This window comes from Actinacidiphila glaucinigra, assembly GCF_035918135.1.
Classification (GTDB): Bacteria; Actinomycetota; Actinomycetes; order Streptomycetales; family Streptomycetaceae; genus Actinacidiphila; species Actinacidiphila glaucinigra.
Genome location: NZ_CP109144.1, coordinates 596,812 through 614,650, shown reverse-complemented (window position 1 = coordinate 614,650; position 17,839 = coordinate 596,812). Strand labels below are relative to the sequence as shown.

Here is a 17,839-nt window from a genome sequence, read left to right as displayed (position 1 = left end):
TGGGCTGATCGGGGAGCAAGGGGTTTTCGCGCGACCCTGACCGCCCACCGATAGGCGAGCGGGTCGCGATGTCGGGGCCGCAGCTTTGAGACGCGCGAAGTCGCGCGAGGTCACGGAATCGGCGCGGCAGCGCCGCATGAGGCAGGACCTGTGGTCCGTCGGCCTACCGCAAGGCTGCGCGGAGAATAAAGGTGCAAGATACAGTAAAAGCGGCAATAGGCCCTATTGATCGCAGTACGGTGGAAGCCTGTCCCGGCGTGCAGTCCCGCAAGCAGTTCCGGAGGGAGCCCGCATGACAGACCGGCTCGATGTGGCGTCGCTGGCTCCCGGCGATCGCGCGGACGCGGTCCGTGAATTCTCGTGGTCCATCAACGGCCGCATAGAGGTGGACCTTCCCCCGAACCCGGATCACCTGAGGGCCAGTGCGACCACCCACGCGGTGGGGTCGGTGAAAGTCTCGGAGATCGGCTGGAACGTGACCGGCCTCCGCCGTGTCACCGCCCCGGTCGACGAGGACATGGTGCCGCAGGTTCTCGTCCATCTCCAGGAAGCGGGGGTCTCCCGCTTCCAGCAGGGGGGTAGGCAGAGTGTGACTCGGGCGGGAGATCTCGCGGTCATCGAGAACGCGAAGCCCTATGAGGTCTCTTTTCTCGGCACGATGCATTCGGTACTCGTACGCGTTCCCACGTGCGTCCTGGGGCTGCGGCCGTCCCTGCTCGACCACGTCACAGCTGTACGAATCGGTTCGGAGCGCCCGGTCGTGGGTGCGGCAGCGGCGCTTTTCGCCCGGCTGGCGCGTGACCAGGCCGCCGTCGACGAGGCTGAGACCGCCCTGTTCGCGCAGCCCTGTGTCGACCTGATCAGGGCAGTGGTCAGCTTGACCCTGGGCCGTGACGACCTGGCCAGAGCACCTCTGAACAGCACACTTCTGCAGCGTGTTCAGGAATACGTCCGCCTCCATCTGGCAGAACCCGACCTGACTGCGGCACGTATCGCCGCCGAGCATCAGGTTTCCGTACGCCAGCTCTACCTGGTCCTGTCCCGAGCGGGCATCACCCTCGGCGACTGGATAAGGACGCAGCGCCTTGAGGAGTGCAAGAGGGAACTGGCGTCGTCGGCGTATCAGTTCATGACGATCGAGTCGATTGCCCACCGGTGGGGGTTCGCCAGCGCACCCCACTTCAGTCGGGTGTTCAAGGCGGCGTACGGCGTGAGCCCCCGCGGGTTGCGGCTGCAGACACCCGGCAGGGAGAGCGGACTTTCACCGGCGACAGTGCCTACTCGCCAGGGAACTTCGGCCGGCTCTCTTTGACCGTCTCCGGGCCCGACCCGTGGCGACGAAGGAGCCGGGCAGGCCGAAGCCGCGGAGACATCCCGCTCTGAAGGCCTGGGGGAGTGGCCACCGAACGACGCTCCACCCCGTCGCCCCATGTGATCGGGCGGACAAAGCGCGGCGTCGCCAGGTCCGGTTCCCGGTTCCCGGCAGGCGCCCACCGGAGCCCGGGCATTTCAGCGGCGGCGGGACGTACCGTCGACGCCGCGCGGCACCGTCAGACCGCGTATGCGGCCTCAGAGCCCGTAAATGATGGTCAATGCGAGGCTCGATCGGCCTCCCAGCATCGTCGGGCGCTCGGATCTGCTTCCGCCCTGCTTCAGGCCCGGGCGGGGAAGTCAGGATGGTCGGTATAGGGCGAAGCAAGGTCGCGCAGGTCGTGGCACGGCCACGGATCGCGCGCGTGACGGGCCAGGATACGCCGCTTGGCCTTGACCTCGCGCAGGACGCGGACCGGGTCGTGCAGAGCCACATGCAGAGCAATCGTGGGGTGGAAGCCGGAGACGTCAACCTGACAGAAGTCGACGGTGTGTCCGTGGGCAGACCACTCCCCATAGCCGTCACCGTCGCATCGCCGCGCCGAGTCGGCCTCCTCGTCGAGCCGAGCCTCAATGAACTTCACGAGTTCTTTCGTCATGTGGGCATTTTCGATGTTGTGCAGGACGTCGTGAAACGACTTTTGCGTCGGCGTCCTGGACAGCCCCGCTCAGCGGGCTGAGCTCGCGGCAGTTTCGGGAAGCTGGTGACGATCCTGCGGCGCGAGGGTGCGGAAGCGGTCCGCAGGGGTCGACCATGGAGCCTGGTGCTGGAAGACCGGCAGCTGCTTGTCGCGGCCTCCAGGCGCACGAACCCGACTATGCGCCAACTGGCCGCGCTGCTCGGGATTGCCGAATCGTCGGAGCCGCGCGGCACTCAACCATGCCCGAGGCCACTCAGAGATCATTCACGGGACAGCCCTCCGGCCGAGTCGGCATGGCGACGGCGCTACGCCGAGGATGGTTCGCCCGACAGCAGGGCCGCGCCGAGCGGGGTGAGGGTGTGCAGGACGGCGGTGCCGATCCGGGTCGTGCGTACCAGTCCGGCGTTCCGCAGTACTCCGGCGTGCTGGCTGGCCGTCGCGAGGGAGACCTGGACTCGCTCGGCGAGGGCCGTGGTCGTGGCGGGCTCGCGCAGGACTTGGAGCACCGCTGCCCGGGTGCGTCCGAGCAGCGGCCCGAGGACGGCTCCCGGCGGGGCGGCCGAGGTCCCGGCCGACTCGGGCACGTGCATCGGGTAGGCGAGCACGGTCGGCTCGTCGGGCTGGTACCGGATCATCGCTCCCGTGGCGAACCAGGACGGCATGAGCAGCACCCCGCGGCCGCACAGCGGGACGTCGTAGTCGTAGCGGGACGGCAGGTACAGGACCGGGGGATCCCAGCGCCAGGTAGGGGCGAGCGTGGTCAGCAGAGCGTCGACGCCCCCGCGCAGCAGCATCTCCGCCCGCAGGGCCCGGTCCGCCGCGCCGTCGGTGCGGACCCGGGGCCACAGCGGGGCGATCGACGAGGCGAAGTAGCCGCTCAGGTCGGCCGTCAGGACCCGTCGTGCGGCGGGCGACCCGGCGGCGAGTTCCAGCATCCAGCGGCTGGGCGGCTCCTGACCGCCGCCCGACCCGCCGGGGCCCGGCAGGACGCGCAGGTCGGCGGCGAGGCGTTCGGCGGGGGTGCGGCCGGCCAGGTCGACGGCGGTCGCGAGGTCCCCGGCGGCGGGCTGGAGCAGGAAGTCGGGCAGGTATCCGTCGCGGGGCACCAGGTCGAGCAGGACGCCGGCGCGATCGGCCAGGCTGCCGTTCAACCGCCGCCTCCACTGCCCGGCGGCGGGGTGCGACCGGCCCCTTCCGGCGGTCGGCGCACGCAGGCCGCGCACGCTGAGGACCGCCTCCCACAGGGCGTTGGGCGCCGGGGCGAGCGTGATCCGGCGCAGATCGGTGGTGTCGAAGTGTAGGCGGATCACAACGACCGATTATCGGCCCGGCGGAGCCTTTCGCCCAGACGTGAAAGGCGATGCGGTCGCTTCCGGGGCTCGGCAGGCTCTCGGGCGTCCCCGCGTTGTGGGGACGCCTTCCACGTACCCCGGAGGTTCTGACGATGCCCCGCACCACCCGACTCCCGCGGCTGTGCGCCGCGGTCCTGCTGGCCGGCCTGGCGACGGTGCCCGTCCAGGCCGGCCCGGCCGCCGCGCGCGAACTGCCGCGCACCTACGTCGTCTCCCGGGCGCCCGGTGTGCTGCCGGAGGGAATCGCGATCGACCGGGACGGCACGATGTACGTGTCCTCCGATGGCACCGGCGCGCTGTACCGGGGCGACGTCCGCGACACCCGTCTGCGGCCGTTTCGCGCGGAAGGTCTGGCGGACCGCCCGAGCACACTGGGCGTGCACACCGACGGCCGGGGACGGGTGTACTCGGTCGGGGGCGCGGAGTTGACCGTCCACGACCGCCGCGGCCGGCTGCTCGCCACGCGCACGGCGCAAGGCGGGCCGCTCGGCGCGTCCGACCTGAACGACCTCGTGATCACCGACGACGCCGTGTACGTCACGGACTGGGCCAACCCCGTAGTGTACCGGGCGACGCTCCGCCACGGGCGGCTGGGGCCGCTGGAGCCGTGGCTGGACGTCCGCTCCGCGTTCCCGCAGTTCCCCGCGCAGTACTGGCTGCTCAACGGCATCGTCGCGGACCGGTCGGGCCGTACGCTGCTGGTGGCGTCCAACGGGACCGAGGCGCTGTGGCGGGTGGACGTCGCCACCCGGGAGGTCGGCCAAGTGGACCTGGGCGGCGCGTCCTTCGGGGCCGACGGGATGCTGCTGCGCGGACGGACGCTGTACGCGGTGCTCAACTACGGCGCGCCGAACGGCGTCTACGTCGCCGAGCTCGACCCGGACCTGCGCTCCGGCACGGTGACGCACCGCGTCACCGGCGAGCCCTTCGACCTGCCCACGACGCTGGCCCGCCACGGCTGCCGGCTCTACGTCGTCAACAGCCAGAACGACGACCCTCCGGGCCGGCCCCCGTACACCGTGAACGCGATCGACGACCCGGTGTGCGCCCGGACGTCTCGGTAGCCGCGCCGGACGTTCTCGGCGGCGGCACTGGCCCGCCGCCGGGTGTGGCGCCGGCGTTAGGACGCCGGCGTGGCCAGGGCGTCGTACAGGGCGGGCAGGACACCGGCCGCGGCGGGGTCGCTCACACCGGGCGCCGCGGCCCGTCCGCTCGGAGGTCCTGGCGTCCGGCGCGGCCTCGGAGGAGCCGGACCACGGGCAGCGGGTGGGCATCGAGGTCGAAGTCGTCGCGCGGAACCCGGCCGATGTCGGGTTCGTCCCGCGGTCCAAGCGGTGGATCGTGTAGCAAACGAACGGGATCTTGATGCTGCACCGTTGGCTGGTGCGCGACTACGAGCACCGGACCGCCCCGGCCGAGTCCCGGGTGTACTGGGCGACAGGCGACCGGACGTGTCGAGGATGCTGACCGGCTCCTCCACCCCTTTCTGGCGTTGAGCAGGAACGGTGGAGAGCTGACTTTGGGGGCGGCACTTGTTCGGCTGGGGGCGGGAGGGTGAGATCGCCGCGCAGGCTGAGGCGGCTCGGGAGGAGATCGCGGATCTGACGGCATTGTTGGACGGGTTCGACACAGCCGCCGAGGAGATCCGGATCAGCCGCAAGACACTGCTGGAACCGCCCGATCCACCCCGTCCGAGCCGACGGCCGAGAGACTGCCGGACCATCCGGCCTGCCAGCGGCTCATGGCGGCCTTCGCCGCGGGCAATGCCCGGCTGCGGGCGCGGGCGGCGTGTGAGGCGATGGACGGGGAGATCGCGCCCCACAGCATCGACAACGTCCGCCTGAGCTCAATCGGCTTGCCGGGCGGGGAGTCCTGGCCGAGGCCGAGCAGGGGTGTTGACCCTGCCGCGACCGTAACCCCCGTCCCGGACTCCGTGAATCAGCTCGCGCGTCGTCCTGTGAGCAGGTCCTGGTACGACGTGGACTGGAGCTGCAGGGGTGGAGCCAGGTCGCCAAAGGACTTGCCGAACGCTTGTGGCGACCGCGCCAGTTCCATCAGCTCCTGGTCCGCTGCGTCGTCGCCGGCTAGGTCGGGCGCCAGGGCCGCGCAGGCCCGAACGCCTGCATGCGGGTCAGCCAGCCAGGGGCGCGTGTCGCCGTCGAGGTGGCCAATGGCGATCACAATCGTCGCCAGATCGTGCGAGGAATCGGCGGCCCGGGCCATCGACGTCAACTGTTCGAGCAGCTCCGGACGTTGCGCGGAGGCTGCGGGATGCCGCGCCAGTGACCCGACAGCTGCGGCGGCGCATGTCCTGCGCCTGGCGCGTTCCGACGCGAGGTGCGGCAGCGTTCGCCGCAGGAGCGCGGGAACCAGGTCGAAGCAGGCGAGCGCCGCCTGATCGAGGACGAGTTCGCCCAGACCCGTGCCGTCCCGCCACATCCGGGCCCTGCCATCCGCATCGGTCGACACGTACTCGGCGGTCCAGGACCGCAGTTCCGGTGCGCGGTCCTTGGCCCGAGCACGGATCTCCGCAGCCCGGTCTCCGAGGTCGGCGGCGACCCCGACCTCGTACAGATAGGCGAGCATGGCATCGGGCAACGAGGGATCATCCGGCCCCAGCAGCGGATTGTCCAGGAGTTCGGCGACAAGCAGCGCGGTGGGCGCCGTCGCAGGCCAGGCCTTGCCTTCGCGGCGAAGCGTCGCCGACCACAGGTGCGAGTACCCGTCGACGAAAGCCTTCGCATCGTCGCCGAGGAGAGCGGCCAGGTGCCGCGGCGTGTCGCCGGCGGGACCCGAGGCATGGAAGAGGCCGGACCAATCCATGTCATGCGTACGGTCATCCACAACGGGGATGGTGCCACAACACCTCGACGGGCTCGCATTGCCCGGACTCACTCCGGATGGGCGGACACGTTCACCGAGCCCGGTCCCCGACCCCGGACGCGGACACCCGACCCGCCGACCTCGCTCAACCCGCGATCACGAACCGGACATCAACGTGTGCATCGCCTTCTGATGTGTCACCGCTTGTCGCGCAACAGCCTGGCTATCATCACCAGCGCGACCATCATCACGATGATGGTGACGAGAACCCCCAGGGGAGATCCGTCGGGCCATCCTGTGTAGGCCATGTCTATTCGATCTTGCATGTTCGCCTCGCAGTGTGGTTGCGGAGAGGAGCCGGGGTCGGGCTCGACCTCCGAGTGGGTCCAGGGGGATGAAGGGTTGCTCCAACTGAGCGCCTACCCGTGAACTCCTCATCCAGACACGTTCGCTGTGTTGGCGGTTTCCCTGCCATACCCGCGGAACGGCGGCGGATGGTGTCCCTTCTCGTGGTCCAGCCGATCATCCGGCGATTGGGTTCTGCGTGTGGGGGAGCGCGGGGGCGCCTCCTGGGAGCTCGGCGCGGTAGATCTGCTCCTTGCTGCCTTCGGGGAGTCGGCGGCCGGCAGGCACAACGACACTCCCCAGTGGACGCGCTCAGGATCGATGCGGTGCCCGCGAAATGAGGACCTCCGGACCGGGCTGCTTCCCACCACACCAAGACTTCGCAGCCCGGCCTCAGCGTGGGTGACGGGCCCGTGGGCCGTGCCACCTGGCCACCAGCTACCACACGGACGTGACGCCCGTCGACTTAAACCGTTTCATTGGCCTCTCGAATCTGATCCACAAAATCCGTCCAACTCGTTGCCACAGAGGTGTGATCGCCTCCAGAGTGTCATTGAAGCGATTCATTACGCCTCTTGAGGAGCGCCCGTGCGTCAGCAGATCGCCGCCGTGGTCGCTGCGTCAGTCTTCGTCGTGGTGGCAACCACGACGCCGACCGCAGCGAGTCCACCCGCCGCCCCCGCCGCCCCTGCAACGAGCGTCAGCGATTTGACGGTCAACGCCCTTGACGACCCGCTCGGTATCCCGCTGACGGCGCCGACCCTCGGCTGGCAGCTCGCCTCCGAGCGCCGCGGTGTCACGCAGCGGGCCTATGAGATACACGTCGCCTCTTCGGCGAACCGCCTTGACCACCCCGACGTCTGGGACAGCGGCAAGGTCTCCTCCCGTCAGTCGGTCGACGTCCGCTACGGCGGCCCCGCCTTGAAGCCGCATACCGACTACGTCTGGTCCGTTCGCGTATGGGACGACCGGGGCGTCGCCTCCCAGTGGAGCGCGCCCGCCACGTTCGGCACCGCTCTGGGAGCCCAGCCGTGGACCGCCGCGTGGATCGGTGCGGAGACACCGGCACCGGGTGCCAAGTGGACCGACTACACGGTCAAGTTCACCGCCTCCGACATCAGCGGGGCACTCGGCGTCTACTTCCGTGGCCAGGACGCCGAGAACGCCTACATGTGGCAGATCAGCGACACCGACGACGCGCTGCGCCCGCACGTGAAACGCAACAGCGGCTACTCGGTCCTCAAGGCGACTCCGTTCCCGTCCGGGTTCGACTTCGCCGCCGAGCACGACTACGCGATCGCCGTCGACGGCGACACGATCACCACCACCGTCGACGGCAAGCAGCTGGACCAGCGCACCGACGCGACGTTCGGCGGCCCCGGCACGATGGGCTTCCGCACCAGTGGCGCGGAGCGCGGTCTGGTCCGCGACGTCACGGTCACCAGCGCCGACGGCACGGTCCTGGTCGACACCGCTTTCCCGACGGGCGACCGCACCTTCGCGTCCGGCACCGTGACCGGCGGCGGCCTGCGCGTCGACAGCGCGGGCGGCGAGGCCTGGCTGCGCCGCGACAAGCCTGTTCCGCTGCTGCGCAAGGAGTTCGACCTCGGCGGCAAGAAGGTCGCCCGGGCACGCGTCTACGCATCGGCGCGCGGCGTGTACGAACTGCGGCTCAACGGGGCGCGGGTGGGCAACGCCGAACTCGCACCCGGCTGGACGGCGTACGACAAGCACATCGACTACCAGACCTACGACGTGACCCGGCAGGTCCGCGGCGGCGCCAACGTCCTCGGCGCCGAGGTCGCACCGGGCTGGTACAGCGGCAAGGTCGCCATGTTCGGCACCGACGTCTACGGCAAGGACACCTCGGTGATCGCCGAGATGCTGGTCGAGTTCACCGACGGCACCAGTACGACCGTCCGTACCGACGGCACCTGGACCACCACCGGCGGTCCGACCCGCGAGGCCGACCTGCTCGACGGCGAGGCCTACGACGCACGGGTGGCGAAGCAGGTCGACGGCTGGGACAAGCCCGGCTTCGACGACGCGAACTGGGCCACGGCGGACGTCCGCGACGAGCCGGTGAACGTACTCGAACCGCAGACCGCGGTCGACGTACGGGTCACCCAGGAGCTCAGGACGGCGAAGCGGATCGACTCGCCGACCGACGGTACCTACCTCTACGACCTCGGGCAGAACATGGTCGGCCACGTACGCCTCACCCTCAAGGGCGAGCCGGGCCGGACGGTGAAGATCCGGCACGGCGAGGTGCTGAACCCCGACGGCACGCTCTACACCGCGAACCTGCGCAGCGCGAAGGCGACCGACCACTACACCTTCGCCACGGACCAGCCGGAGACGTTCGAGCCGTCGTTCACCTTCCACGGCTTCCGGTACGTCGAGATATCCGGCGTCGACGAGGCCCCCGCGGCCAAGGACCTGGTCGGTGTCGTCGTCGGCACCGACGGGGACCTCACCAGCAGCCTCGACACCAGCTCCGACCTCGTCAACCAGTTGCACAGCAACATCGTCTGGGGCATGCGCGGCAACTTCCTGTCGATCCCCACGGACACCCCGGCGCGCGACGAGCGCATGGGCTGGACCGGCGACATCAACGTCTTCGCCCGTACGGCCGTCTACAACATGGACGCCCAGTCCTTCCTGACCAAGTGGCTGCAGGACCTGAGAGACACCCAGCGGTCCAACGGTTCGCTGCCCGGTGTCGCCCCCGTGGTCCCCGGCCGCTTCGACGGCGGCTACGAGTCGGCCGGCTGGATGGACGCCGGCGTGCACGTGCCGTGGACGCTGTGGCAGGCGTACGGCGACACCGACGTCATCCGCGAGAACTACGACATGATGAAGAAGTACGTCGACTTCCTCGACGCCGACTCCACCGGCCACATCCGCTCCGCCGGCGGCTATCTCGACTGGCTCAACCTCGACGACGCGACCCCGGCCGACGTACTCGACACCGCGTTCGTCGCCAAGAGCACACGCGAGTTCGCGCAGATGGCGGCCGCCGTCGGCCGGGACGCCGACGCGGCGGCGTACCAGCAGCGCTACGAGGCGATCAGGTCGGCGTACCAGGCGGCGTTCGTCGGCGCCGACGGCACCGTGAAGGGCGACAGCCAGACCTCGTACATCCTGACGCTGACCAACGACCTCGCCCCCGCCGACCGGCGCGACGCGGTGGTCGCCAAGTTCGTCAAGACCCTCGAGCGCCGCGACTACCACCTGTCGACCGGCTTCCTCGGCGTCGACGGACTGCTGCCGGCACTGACCGAGGCGGGCCGCTCCGACATCGCCTACCGGCTGCTGCAGCACGAGGACTACCCGTCCTGGGGTTACGAGATCGGGAAGGGCGCGACCACGGTCTGGGAACGATGGAACTCCATCAACCCCGACGGAACCTTCAACGACGTGGGGATGAACTCGTTCAACCACTACGCGTACGGCGCCGTCGGCGAGTGGATGTACCGCACCATGGCAGGCGTCTCGGCGGCTGAGCCGGGCTACCGCAAGGTGCTCATCGCCCCGGAGCCCGGTAAGGGCATCGACCACGTCGACTTCCGTCACGAGACGCCGTACGGCACCGTGCGCAGCGCGTGGAACACGACCTCCGGGACGATGAAGCTCGACGTCACCGTGCCGGCGAACACCACCGCCGAGGTGCGCATCCCGGCAGCCAACCGCTGGGCGGTCACCGAGGGCGGCACGCCGATCAGCGAGGTCGACGACGTGAGATACGTCGAGCAGGCCGACGGGGATGTGGTGCTGGAGGTCGGCTCCGGGCGCTACGCGTTCGCGGTCGACCAGGTGCTCGGGGACCTGGGGGCGGCCCGGGCGCAGGCAGCGTCGTTCGCCGACGATGTCGACGCGCTGCAGGCGCGCGGTCTCGGCAAGATCGCCAAGGGTCACCTGCAGGTGCGCACCGCCCTGATGCGGACCGAGCTCGCCGCCGCCTGGCGCCTGCAGAGCGAAGGCGCGGACGAGCGGCTGACCGCCGCCGCGGTGCACCGTGCGCTCGCCGGCGTGGCCGACCTCGACCGATGGACGCAGACATACGCCGAGCAGGGCGCGATCGACAAGACGGCGGCGAAGGCGCTGCGTGATGCACTGACCGGCATCGAGCAGACCCTCTCGCGGGCATCGTCGCGCCTTGTCGGCGCAGTGGCCACGCTGGACGTGCCGGCCGGCGAGATCCTCCCGGGCGATGTCGTCCGCGTGAAGGTGGCGTTGAAGAACACCGGCAAGCGGCCACTGACCGGCGTCGATTCGTCGCTTCAGGCACCCAGCGGCTGGACGGTGAAGTCCGTGGGCCGGCACGCGTCGACCACAGGTGCGGGCAGTACGCTCGAGCACGCCTACGACGTCACGGTTGCGGCGGACGCACAGGCGTCCATGGCCGACCTCACCGGCTCGGTGTCCTACCAGTACGCGGGAGGAACGGCGACGCTACCGGTCTCGGCGGGCCTGGTGGTCGCCCCCGGCGTCGCCATCGACGGTGTGTCCACGACGCCTGACCCGGCCGGACCGGGTGAGAAGGCCACCGTCAGCACCGTGCTGACCAACCGCACCGATGTTGCGCAGTCCGGCAAGCTCACGCTCGACCTCCCCGACGGCTGGCCGACGCCGAACCCGGTCGGCTACCACCTGAACCCGGGGGAGGAGACGACGGTCGAAGCCGTCGTGACGGTGCCGCTCACCGTCGTCGAGCGGGCGGCCACGGTCACCGTGGCGACGGGCACGACGGCGGCGGAGCAGGCGACCGGCACGATCGCGGTCTCGCTGCCCGCGCCACCCGCGGCGTCGAGCGACCATGTCGACCTCGGTGACGGGACGTCGGAGTCCGCCCACCGGCTGACGGCGTCGGAGCACTCGGGGACGAACACCGAGGCCGGGCTGACACGGCGCTACACCCACTCCTCCTACCCGGGTGGCTGGATGGAGTTCGATGCCGCCGTACCCTCCAGTGGCCGCTTCGTGGTCCGCATCGTCGAGACCTTCGACGGTGCTCGGCGCAAGACCTATGACGTCCAGGTCGACGGCGAGGTGGTGCACAGCGTCGACCTGAGGCGAAGCGAGGGAGGCCAGGGCACCATCACCCACCAGTTTGTGGTGGCCCCCTCCGCCGGCACGTCGGACGGCACCGTGCGGCTCCGATTCCAGGACACCGGCGCCGACTACGACCCCTCGATCGCCGACGTGTGGGTGATGCCAGTCGACTGATATCACTGGTGACCGTCATGTGCCTGAGCACCCCGGTGACGGGGTGCTCAGGCAGTTGGTGGGGCGCCCACGCTGAGGTCGGGGCCCGTGTTCGGCCGTCGACACCGTCATCCAGATCGGGCTGACAGGTCAGAAGCTGCTGCCGTTGCCGGTCATTCGAGGTCCTGCCGGCGGGCGTGCGGTGTAGTTTGCTCGCCGTGATGGAACGTGGACCGGGCGCCTGGCCACCTGCTCCGATCAGGACCGAGCGACTCGTGCTCCGCCAGTCCGAGGCTCGGGACCGTGCGGCGCTGATCGAGCTGTTCGCCTCGCCAGAGGTGGGCACCTACATCGGTGGCCCTCGACCGCGTGGTGAGCTGGAGCGCACCGTGCCCGAGGTGCCCGGGCGACGCCCTGGCTTCTTTGTGGCCGAGCGCGACGGAGCGATGATCGGCATCGTCACACTCGATCGGCGCGACCCAGAGCGTCCGGGTCACATCCGCCCGGAAGGCGGGGAGGCGGAACTCGGCTACATGTTCCTGCCCCACGCGTGGGGATGCGGGTACGCCGCCGAGGCATGCGCCGGGGCACTCGACTGGTTCGCCGACACGCTTCCCGGCGAGCCAGTGGTGCTCACTTCCCAGACCGCCAACGACCGCTCGATGCGCCTCGCGGCGAAGTTGGGGTTCACCGAGGTGGAGCGGTTCGAGGATTACGGCGCCGAGCAGTGGCTCGGCGTCTGGCTACCGGCCACGCCGTCTGCTTGAGCCCCCGCTCATTGCCGCGAGCCGGGCTGTCCCGGTTGGGCGGCAGGCCCGACATCACGCATTCACGTTCACTGGCCGTCCAGGGCGACGTCGGTCCACCACGGTGCTCGTTCGGCCGGCCAGGCGTGGCATGCGTCCGTGAGTCCCCGAATACGGCTGCGCCCGCCGTGTGTCAGGAGCAGGAAAATAGACCCGGTGCCGCCGCGGTGGCGCGGGTGCCACCGGCAGCCGTGTTCACCGTACCGGCAGGTCCGCCGGTCTGCGGGTATGCAGCGGTCGGTGCCGGCGGGTTGGGGCCGACGGACGGAGCCGGCGCCGCCTCAGGCAGCGCTCGCCCTGTCGTGTCGCGCGGGCTGAGTCCCTTTGGTGCCAACGGTATTGGCGCGTGTGGGGGTCTCGGTAGGCTCAAGCATGCGATCTCGAACGGGCGGCATGTGGTGGGGGACGACGATTGAAGCGCCGGACCCCAGCGGTTTGGCGAGGTTCTACGCGGAACTCCTCGATTGGCACATCGGGCACGAAGAGCCGGGAACAGCCATCGTGGCCGCCTCACCGCAGGGACCCTTCTTCGTGTTCCAGCAGGCAGAGGGTTATCGGGCTCCGGTGTGGCCACCGGCCGACGGCGACCAGCGCCCGATGATGCACTTCGACTTCCAGGTCGGCGACCTGGATTCGGCGGTCGCCGAGGCGGTCGCCCTGGGCGCCACTATCGCGGAGTTCCAGCCGCAGGAGAACGTCCGGGTGCTCTTCGACCCGGCCGGCCACCCCTTCTGCCTGTGCCGCGACGACGAATAGATCAGCCAACGTTTGCCCTGCCGGCGACTTCGTGTAGGCGCTCGCCGGCGGCGTGTTGTTCCGCCGGACATCCGATGCGGTTGATCCGTCAAGCGGGACCGGGTGTCTTGGGGTGAGGAAGGCGATCGCCTCGTCGTAGCCGGGGCGGACGGTGGGGTAGTGGTGCGGGCACCTCAACCAACGGCTGGTGATCGAGAACAGCCGCCTCTTCCGGGCAGCTGCCGAAACACCCGAAAGCCAACGGCTTCTTGACAAATCAAGGACTCGGCCGGCGCGGATGAGCTTCCGCGACGGCCGGAGCGAAGGCGCCCGGGTGCGGGTTGAGCGAGGTCGAGGAGAGGCCCCACGTACTGGACAGCCCATTCCGGAAGTCCGAACAAAACCCCTTGCCTAATGGTCAAGAAACGTTGACCATTGAGGGCATGCCTACCGACGATCTACCCGAGACGTTCCACGTCACCACGGACGAGCAGTTGCGCGCCGTCTCCAATCTGACGCGCCACCGGATCATGGCCGTGCTCCGCTTCGAGCCCGCGACGATCACGCAGATCGCCGAGCGAGTGGGCCTGGCGAAGGGGAGTTCCAGCTACCACGTACGGCTGCTGGAGCGGGCCGGCCTGGTGAAGGTGGTGCGAACGCGGAAGGTCCGGGGGGTCACCGAGCGGTACTACGCGATGGCCGCGCGGTCGATCGAGCTGCCGGACCCGGGCGAGGGTGGGCCGGACGTGCTGATGCGGCACGCGGTGGCGGACCTGGAGGCAGCGCCGGCGGATGGCGAACGGCACGTACGGATGGCGCATCTTCGGCTTACCGAGGAGCAGTTCGCGGAACTGGGGGCGCGGCTGCAGGCACTGGCGGACGAGTACCGGGAGCTGTCCGATCCGTCGCTGCCGGACGCGTCACTCGTCTTCGCACTGTTCCACCCGGCACCGCGCGCACAGGCCGAAGGGGACGCCAAGTGACCTCAGACGTTCAGAAGCTGCCGACCGGGTTCGGACGGTTGTGGACCGCGCAGACGGTGTCCTCGCTCGGTGACGGGGTGACGCATGCCGCGCTGCCGCTGCTCGCGTTGACGTTGACGCGGGATCCGATGGCGCTCGCCGTCGTCACGGCCGCCGGGACGCTGCCGTGGCTGCTCTTCGGGGTGCTGGGCGGTGCGCTGGTGGACCGCTGGGACCGTCGGCGCACGATGTGGGTCACGGACGCGGCGCGGGCGATGCTGCTCGCGATACCGGCGGCAGCGGCAGCGCTCGACGTGCTGAGCATTCCACTGCTCGCGGCCGTCGCCTTCCTGCTCGGCCTCGGCGGACTCTTCTTCGACACGGCCGCCACGGCCTATCTGCCGGATCTGCTCGGCCGCGACCCCGCGCTCCTGGAGCGCGCCAACTCCCGTCTGCGCGGGACCCAGACCGCCGCGTCCGGCTTCGCGGGTCCGCCTGCGGGCAGTGCCCTGCTCGCGCTCGGGCGGGCGGTTCCACTCCTCGCCGACGCGGTGTCGTTCGCGCTCTCCGCACTGCTCGTACGGTCGCTGCCTGCCGCACCCCAGCCCGTACCGCAGGCCCGTGAGTCGCTGCTGCGGCAGGCGCGGGCCGGCGCCTCGTACGTGTTCCGGGATCAACTGCTGCTCGGGCTCGCGCTGCGTCCGGCGGTCGGGAACATCGCCTTCCTCGCCGTGGAGACCGTACTCGCCCTCTTCGCGCACGATCGTCTCGGCATCGACACCTTCGGTTTCGGCCTGCTCCTCACGGCGGAGGCCACCGGCGGTCTGCTCGGCGCGGGCATCGCCTCCGTCCTCGGCCGACGACTCGGCACCGGCACCGCGCTGACCTGCACGGCCGCAGTCGAGGGACTTGCCATTCTGGGCCTTGCCGTCGCCCCGAACCCGTACGTCGCGGGCCTCGCGCTCGCCGTCTGCGGAGCGGGCATGGGCGCCACGATGGTGCTCGGCCCCTCGCTCCGACAGGCGATCGTCCCCGCCCACCTGATGGGCCGGGTCGCCTCCACCTCTCGCATGCTTGCCATGTGCGCCGCCCCGTTCGGCGCCTTCCTCGGCGGTTGGCTGGCCACCACCTACGACGTACGAACCCCGCTCTACACCGCCGCCGGCCTCCTCCTCACCATGACCGCCATCACGTCGACCATGACCAGCAACCGCCGGGTTGAGGCGGCGCTGCACGCCGCCGCTCCGGCCAATGATCCAGATCACCCGGAATCCTTGGATCCTGTTCACGAGGCTGTCATTTAGGGTCCCGCGAGGTCGTTGAGTCGGTGCTAAGTGGTCGGTTCCGAAAGTCCCTCGGGGGTTGACTTCGAAGGTGGGGTCGTGGCCGGCGTCCGGTCAGACATCCGGGGTGGCGAGGTGGCTGCAGGCGCAGTCGAGGGCCTCTGTGGGATTGCCGGCGAGTGAGCCGGTGGGCAGGACGGTGTTCTCGTACGTGTCGCTGCCGGCGGGGTGGAGGGCGAAGCCCCACGTGGTGGCGGTGCCGGTGTAGCGCAGCCGCATCAGTTTGACCTGTTCGCCGTCGGCCGGCTCTCCGGCTGCGTAAGCGAAGGCGCCGCGGTGGCGGATGTTCAGCCGGGCCGGCTGAGGCCGGACGGTGCCGGCATGGTCGTCCGGGCGCTGCTCGAGCGAGAGCCTGTGTTCCGAAGGGCCGGGCATGCCGTCATCCTGCCTGCCTGCCTGCCTGCCTGCCGGGCCGGGACCGGGAGACGGCAGGCTACGGCTGTCGTCCTCTGCCTCCCTCATGATCGGCTCCGCTTCATGCCTGCTGTCCCGGCCCGCTTGATCGCCCTGACCGCCTCCGAGCGCGAGCGGCTCAAGAAGATGGCCTACGGCCACAAGACCGAGTACCGGCTGCGGGCTCGGGCGCAGTTGGTCCCGCACGCGGTCAGGGGCCGCTCCGACGCCCGGATCGCCCCGGAGACCGGCCTGCATCTGGACACGGTGCGCAGGTGGCGGGGCCGCTTCGTCGAGCAGCGCCTGGCCGTGCTCGCCGACCGTCGACGCTCCGGCTGCCCGCCGGCCTTCACCGCGCTGCAGATGGCCGAAGTCAAGGCGCCGGCCTGCCGGTTACCTGCCGAGACCGGCACACCACCGATCACCGGGAATCATCCTGGCTCCGCATCGCCGCATGATCAACCCCGGAAGGGCTTCCGGAGCCGACTGCTCAGAGCCAGGGCCGGCGGCCCGGTCCGGTCGGGTGCGTGCCTGTGACGCCCATGACCACCGAGTAGAGGCTGGTCTCTGCGGCAATGAAGAGACGGTTGCGCTTGGCGCCGCCCCAGGAGATGTTGGCAACTGCCTCGGGGACGTCGAGACGCCCGATCAGCGTGCCGTCGGGGTCATAGCAGTGCACTCCGTCGCCCATCGCCTCTGGGTGTTGTGCGGCGAGCTGGGATGCGTGCCGCCAGTGCGTGGTGGCGCGGCGCCCGTCCAGTAGTCCGGTGGCGGCCAGGATGCCGGCCCCGGTACACACCGAGGCCACGCGTCGGCTTTCCTTGGCCAGGCGGCGTACGTGGCCGACGAGCCGCGGGTCGGCGGCCGCCCGCTCGTCTCCCAGGCCGCCCGAGACGATCAACGTGTCGAGTGGACCGGTGAGTCGCTCAAGGGGTTGCTGACTCTGCAACGTCAGGCCCGAGCCACAGGTGATCGGGTGGCCACCCGGGCTGGCCACACTCACGCGGTAGGGGAGGGCGGGGTTACCGATCCCATTCGCCATGGCCAGGCTCGTGGTCACGCAGGCGATGTCCAGTAACTCGGCCGTGTCGTAGCCGACGATCACGATCAGGCGTTCGTCCACGCGGCGACCCTATGCCAGAGGGACCGGCACCCCAAGGTTCCGGACGTCTGATGGGGCGCCGCTTTCTCGTGGAACCGGCCGGAACGACAGTGGAGTCATCACCGACACCATCGCTTCGGGAGGCCACCTGATGATCGGTTCCGCTCAGGACGACGAGGTAACGGCCACGGCCGGCCGGGACGGTTCGGAGACCGCCACCTCCGGCTTTGTGAACACGCTCAAGCACCGCTGGCCGACGTGGCTCGCTCTCGCGTTGGTGGTCGCCACGTTCGCGGACGGCCTCCCGCGCCTGGAGTTCCTGGCGTGGCTCCTCGTCGTCATGGCGGTCTGCTACCCGATCTTCGGGGCGTTGCGCGGGGAGCTCCGCAGGTCAGGCGTGCTCGTGCTTCAGACGGCAGGACTGGTTGGCTTCGGTGTCCTCGCCATGGTGGCGCTGGCTATGGATCACAGCCTCGGCTGGTACGTCCTGGCTGCCGGCTGGCTCAGTCACGCTGTTTGGGACTTCGCCCACCACCGGGCCAAGACGGTTGTGCCTCGGGCCTGGGCGGAGTGGTGCTTTGTCGTCGACCTGTTCGGCGCTGCCGCGATGGTCTTCATGTCGTAGCCGTGTTTCCGGGATCGCGCCATGCCGTTGACGTCTTCTCCGCGGTGACCATTTCCAGGCTCCGTTGGGGACGACGACGTGGGCGATGTCTCTGATCAGGTTGTTGGAAGTTCGCCTGTTCGCGTGCAGGGCC

Annotated in this window: 14 protein-coding genes and 1 pseudogene; 10 read left to right on the top strand and 5 right to left on the bottom strand. The window is 69.8% G+C overall.

What is annotated here, in order from left to right; all coding sequences use genetic code 11:
• The first annotated feature begins 292 nt into the window (after positions 1–292).
• Complete coding sequence (locus OIE69_RS02710) at positions 293–1,312, top strand: helix-turn-helix domain-containing protein (protein WP_326570301.1); 1,020 nt, start codon at positions 293–295, stop codon at positions 1,310–1,312.
• A 340-nt stretch (positions 1,313–1,652) separates the two neighbouring features.
• On the opposite strand, the gene OIE69_RS02705 is transcribed toward OIE69_RS02710, so the two are convergent.
• Positions 1,653–1,970: a DUF6221 family protein gene (locus OIE69_RS02705; RefSeq protein WP_326570300.1), complete on the bottom strand. Its 318-nt coding sequence runs from the start codon at positions 1,968–1,970 to the stop codon at positions 1,653–1,655.
• Positions 1,971–2,047: 77 nt separating this feature from the next.
• On the opposite strand from OIE69_RS02705, the pseudogene OIE69_RS02700 reads away from it, so the two are divergent.
• Positions 2,048–2,288 (top strand): annotated as a pseudogene (locus tag OIE69_RS02700) (IS5/IS1182 family transposase); the annotation flags it as partial.
• Between the two features lie 29 nt (positions 2,289–2,317).
• Here OIE69_RS02700 and OIE69_RS02695 read toward each other — a convergent pair.
• Positions 2,318–3,322, bottom strand: a complete 1,005-nt coding sequence (locus OIE69_RS02695; protein ID WP_326570299.1) for an ArsR/SmtB family transcription factor — start codon at positions 3,320–3,322, stop codon at positions 2,318–2,320.
• A 134-nt stretch (positions 3,323–3,456) separates the two neighbouring features.
• Here OIE69_RS02695 and OIE69_RS02690 point away from each other — a divergent pair, with 134 nt between their 5' ends.
• Positions 3,457–4,428, top strand: coding sequence for an SMP-30/gluconolactonase/LRE family protein (locus OIE69_RS02690; protein ID WP_326570298.1), 972 nt, complete (start codon positions 3,457–3,459; stop codon positions 4,426–4,428).
• An 874-nt stretch (positions 4,429–5,302) separates the two neighbouring features.
• Here the strand turns inward: OIE69_RS02690 and OIE69_RS02680 are convergent.
• The gene (locus OIE69_RS02680) at positions 5,303–6,208 is read right to left on the bottom strand and encodes a hypothetical protein (protein ID WP_326570297.1); all 906 of its coding nucleotides are present in this window, start codon (positions 6,206–6,208) and stop codon (positions 5,303–5,305) included.
• A 912-nt stretch (positions 6,209–7,120) separates the two neighbouring features.
• On the opposite strand from OIE69_RS02680, the gene OIE69_RS02675 reads away from it, so the two are divergent.
• From OIE69_RS02675 to OIE69_RS02655, 5 genes are all read left to right on the top strand, one after another.
• Positions 7,121–11,761 carry a family 78 glycoside hydrolase catalytic domain gene (locus OIE69_RS02675; RefSeq protein ID WP_326570296.1) on the top strand — a complete coding sequence of 1,547 codons (4,641 nt, stop codon included), beginning with the start codon at positions 7,121–7,123 and terminating at the stop codon, positions 11,759–11,761.
• Between the two features lie 200 nt (positions 11,762–11,961).
• Positions 11,962–12,507 (top strand): GNAT family N-acetyltransferase, encoded by a 546-nt coding sequence (locus OIE69_RS02670; protein WP_392567448.1) that lies wholly within the window; start codon positions 11,962–11,964, stop codon positions 12,505–12,507.
• Between the two features lie 411 nt (positions 12,508–12,918).
• The gene (locus OIE69_RS02665) at positions 12,919–13,302 is read left to right on the top strand and encodes a VOC family protein (protein WP_326570294.1); all 384 of its coding nucleotides are present in this window, start codon (positions 12,919–12,921) and stop codon (positions 13,300–13,302) included.
• A gap of 422 nt (positions 13,303–13,724) precedes the next feature.
• Positions 13,725–14,264, top strand: coding sequence for an ArsR/SmtB family transcription factor (locus OIE69_RS02660; protein WP_326570293.1), 540 nt, complete (start codon positions 13,725–13,727; stop codon positions 14,262–14,264).
• Positions 14,261–15,547: an MFS transporter gene (locus tag OIE69_RS02655; protein WP_326570292.1), complete on the top strand. Its 1,287-nt coding sequence runs from the start codon at positions 14,261–14,263 to the stop codon at positions 15,545–15,547. Before OIE69_RS02660 ends, OIE69_RS02655 begins: the two co-directional genes overlap by 4 nt.
• A gap of 93 nt (positions 15,548–15,640) precedes the next feature.
• Here the strand turns inward: OIE69_RS02655 and OIE69_RS02650 are convergent, their stop codons facing one another.
• Positions 15,641–15,961, bottom strand: a complete 321-nt coding sequence (locus OIE69_RS02650) for a hypothetical protein (RefSeq protein ID WP_326570291.1) — start codon at positions 15,959–15,961, stop codon at positions 15,641–15,643.
• 102 nt (positions 15,962–16,063) lie between these two features.
• On the opposite strand from OIE69_RS02650, the gene OIE69_RS02645 reads away from it, so the two are divergent.
• Positions 16,064–16,516 carry a helix-turn-helix domain-containing protein gene (locus OIE69_RS02645; protein WP_326570290.1) on the top strand — a complete coding sequence of 151 codons (453 nt, stop codon included), beginning with the start codon at positions 16,064–16,066 and terminating at the stop codon, positions 16,514–16,516.
• Here OIE69_RS02645 and OIE69_RS44715 read toward each other — a convergent pair.
• Positions 16,470–17,102, bottom strand: coding sequence for a DJ-1/PfpI family protein (locus OIE69_RS44715; RefSeq protein WP_392567447.1), 633 nt, complete (start codon positions 17,100–17,102; stop codon positions 16,470–16,472). The genes OIE69_RS02645 and OIE69_RS44715 overlap by 47 nt on opposite strands.
• A 130-nt stretch (positions 17,103–17,232) precedes the next feature.
• Here OIE69_RS44715 and OIE69_RS02630 point away from each other — a divergent pair, with 130 nt between their 5' ends.
• Positions 17,233–17,706 (top strand): hypothetical protein, encoded by a 474-nt coding sequence (locus OIE69_RS02630; protein WP_326570289.1) that lies wholly within the window; start codon positions 17,233–17,235, stop codon positions 17,704–17,706.
• The last annotated feature ends 133 nt before the right edge of the window (positions 17,707–17,839 follow it).

Excerpts from the sequence above, each read along its gene's own strand:
- OIE69_RS02665 (WP_326570294.1), top strand. The coding sequence starts at position 12,919 with ATGCGATCTCGAACGGGCGGCATGTGGTGGGGGACGACGATTGAAGCG.
- OIE69_RS02645 (WP_326570290.1), top strand. The coding sequence starts at position 16,064 with ATGCCTGCTGTCCCGGCCCGCTTGATCGCCCTGACCGCCTCCGAGCGC.
- OIE69_RS02690 (WP_326570298.1), top strand. The coding sequence starts at position 3,457 with ATGCCCCGCACCACCCGACTCCCGCGGCTGTGCGCCGCGGTCCTGCTG.
- OIE69_RS02705 (WP_326570300.1), bottom strand. The coding sequence starts at position 1,970 with ATGACGAAAGAACTCGTGAAGTTCATTGAGGCTCGGCTCGACGAGGAG.
- OIE69_RS02710 (WP_326570301.1), top strand. The coding sequence starts at position 293 with ATGACAGACCGGCTCGATGTGGCGTCGCTGGCTCCCGGCGATCGCGCG.
- OIE69_RS02660 (WP_326570293.1), top strand. The coding sequence starts at position 13,725 with ATGCCTACCGACGATCTACCCGAGACGTTCCACGTCACCACGGACGAG.
- OIE69_RS02650 (WP_326570291.1), bottom strand. The coding sequence starts at position 15,961 with ATGCCCGGCCCTTCGGAACACAGGCTCTCGCTCGAGCAGCGCCCGGAC.
- OIE69_RS02630 (WP_326570289.1), top strand. The coding sequence starts at position 17,233 with ATGATCGGTTCCGCTCAGGACGACGAGGTAACGGCCACGGCCGGCCGG.
- OIE69_RS02670 (WP_392567448.1), top strand. The coding sequence starts at position 11,962 with ATGGAACGTGGACCGGGCGCCTGGCCACCTGCTCCGATCAGGACCGAG.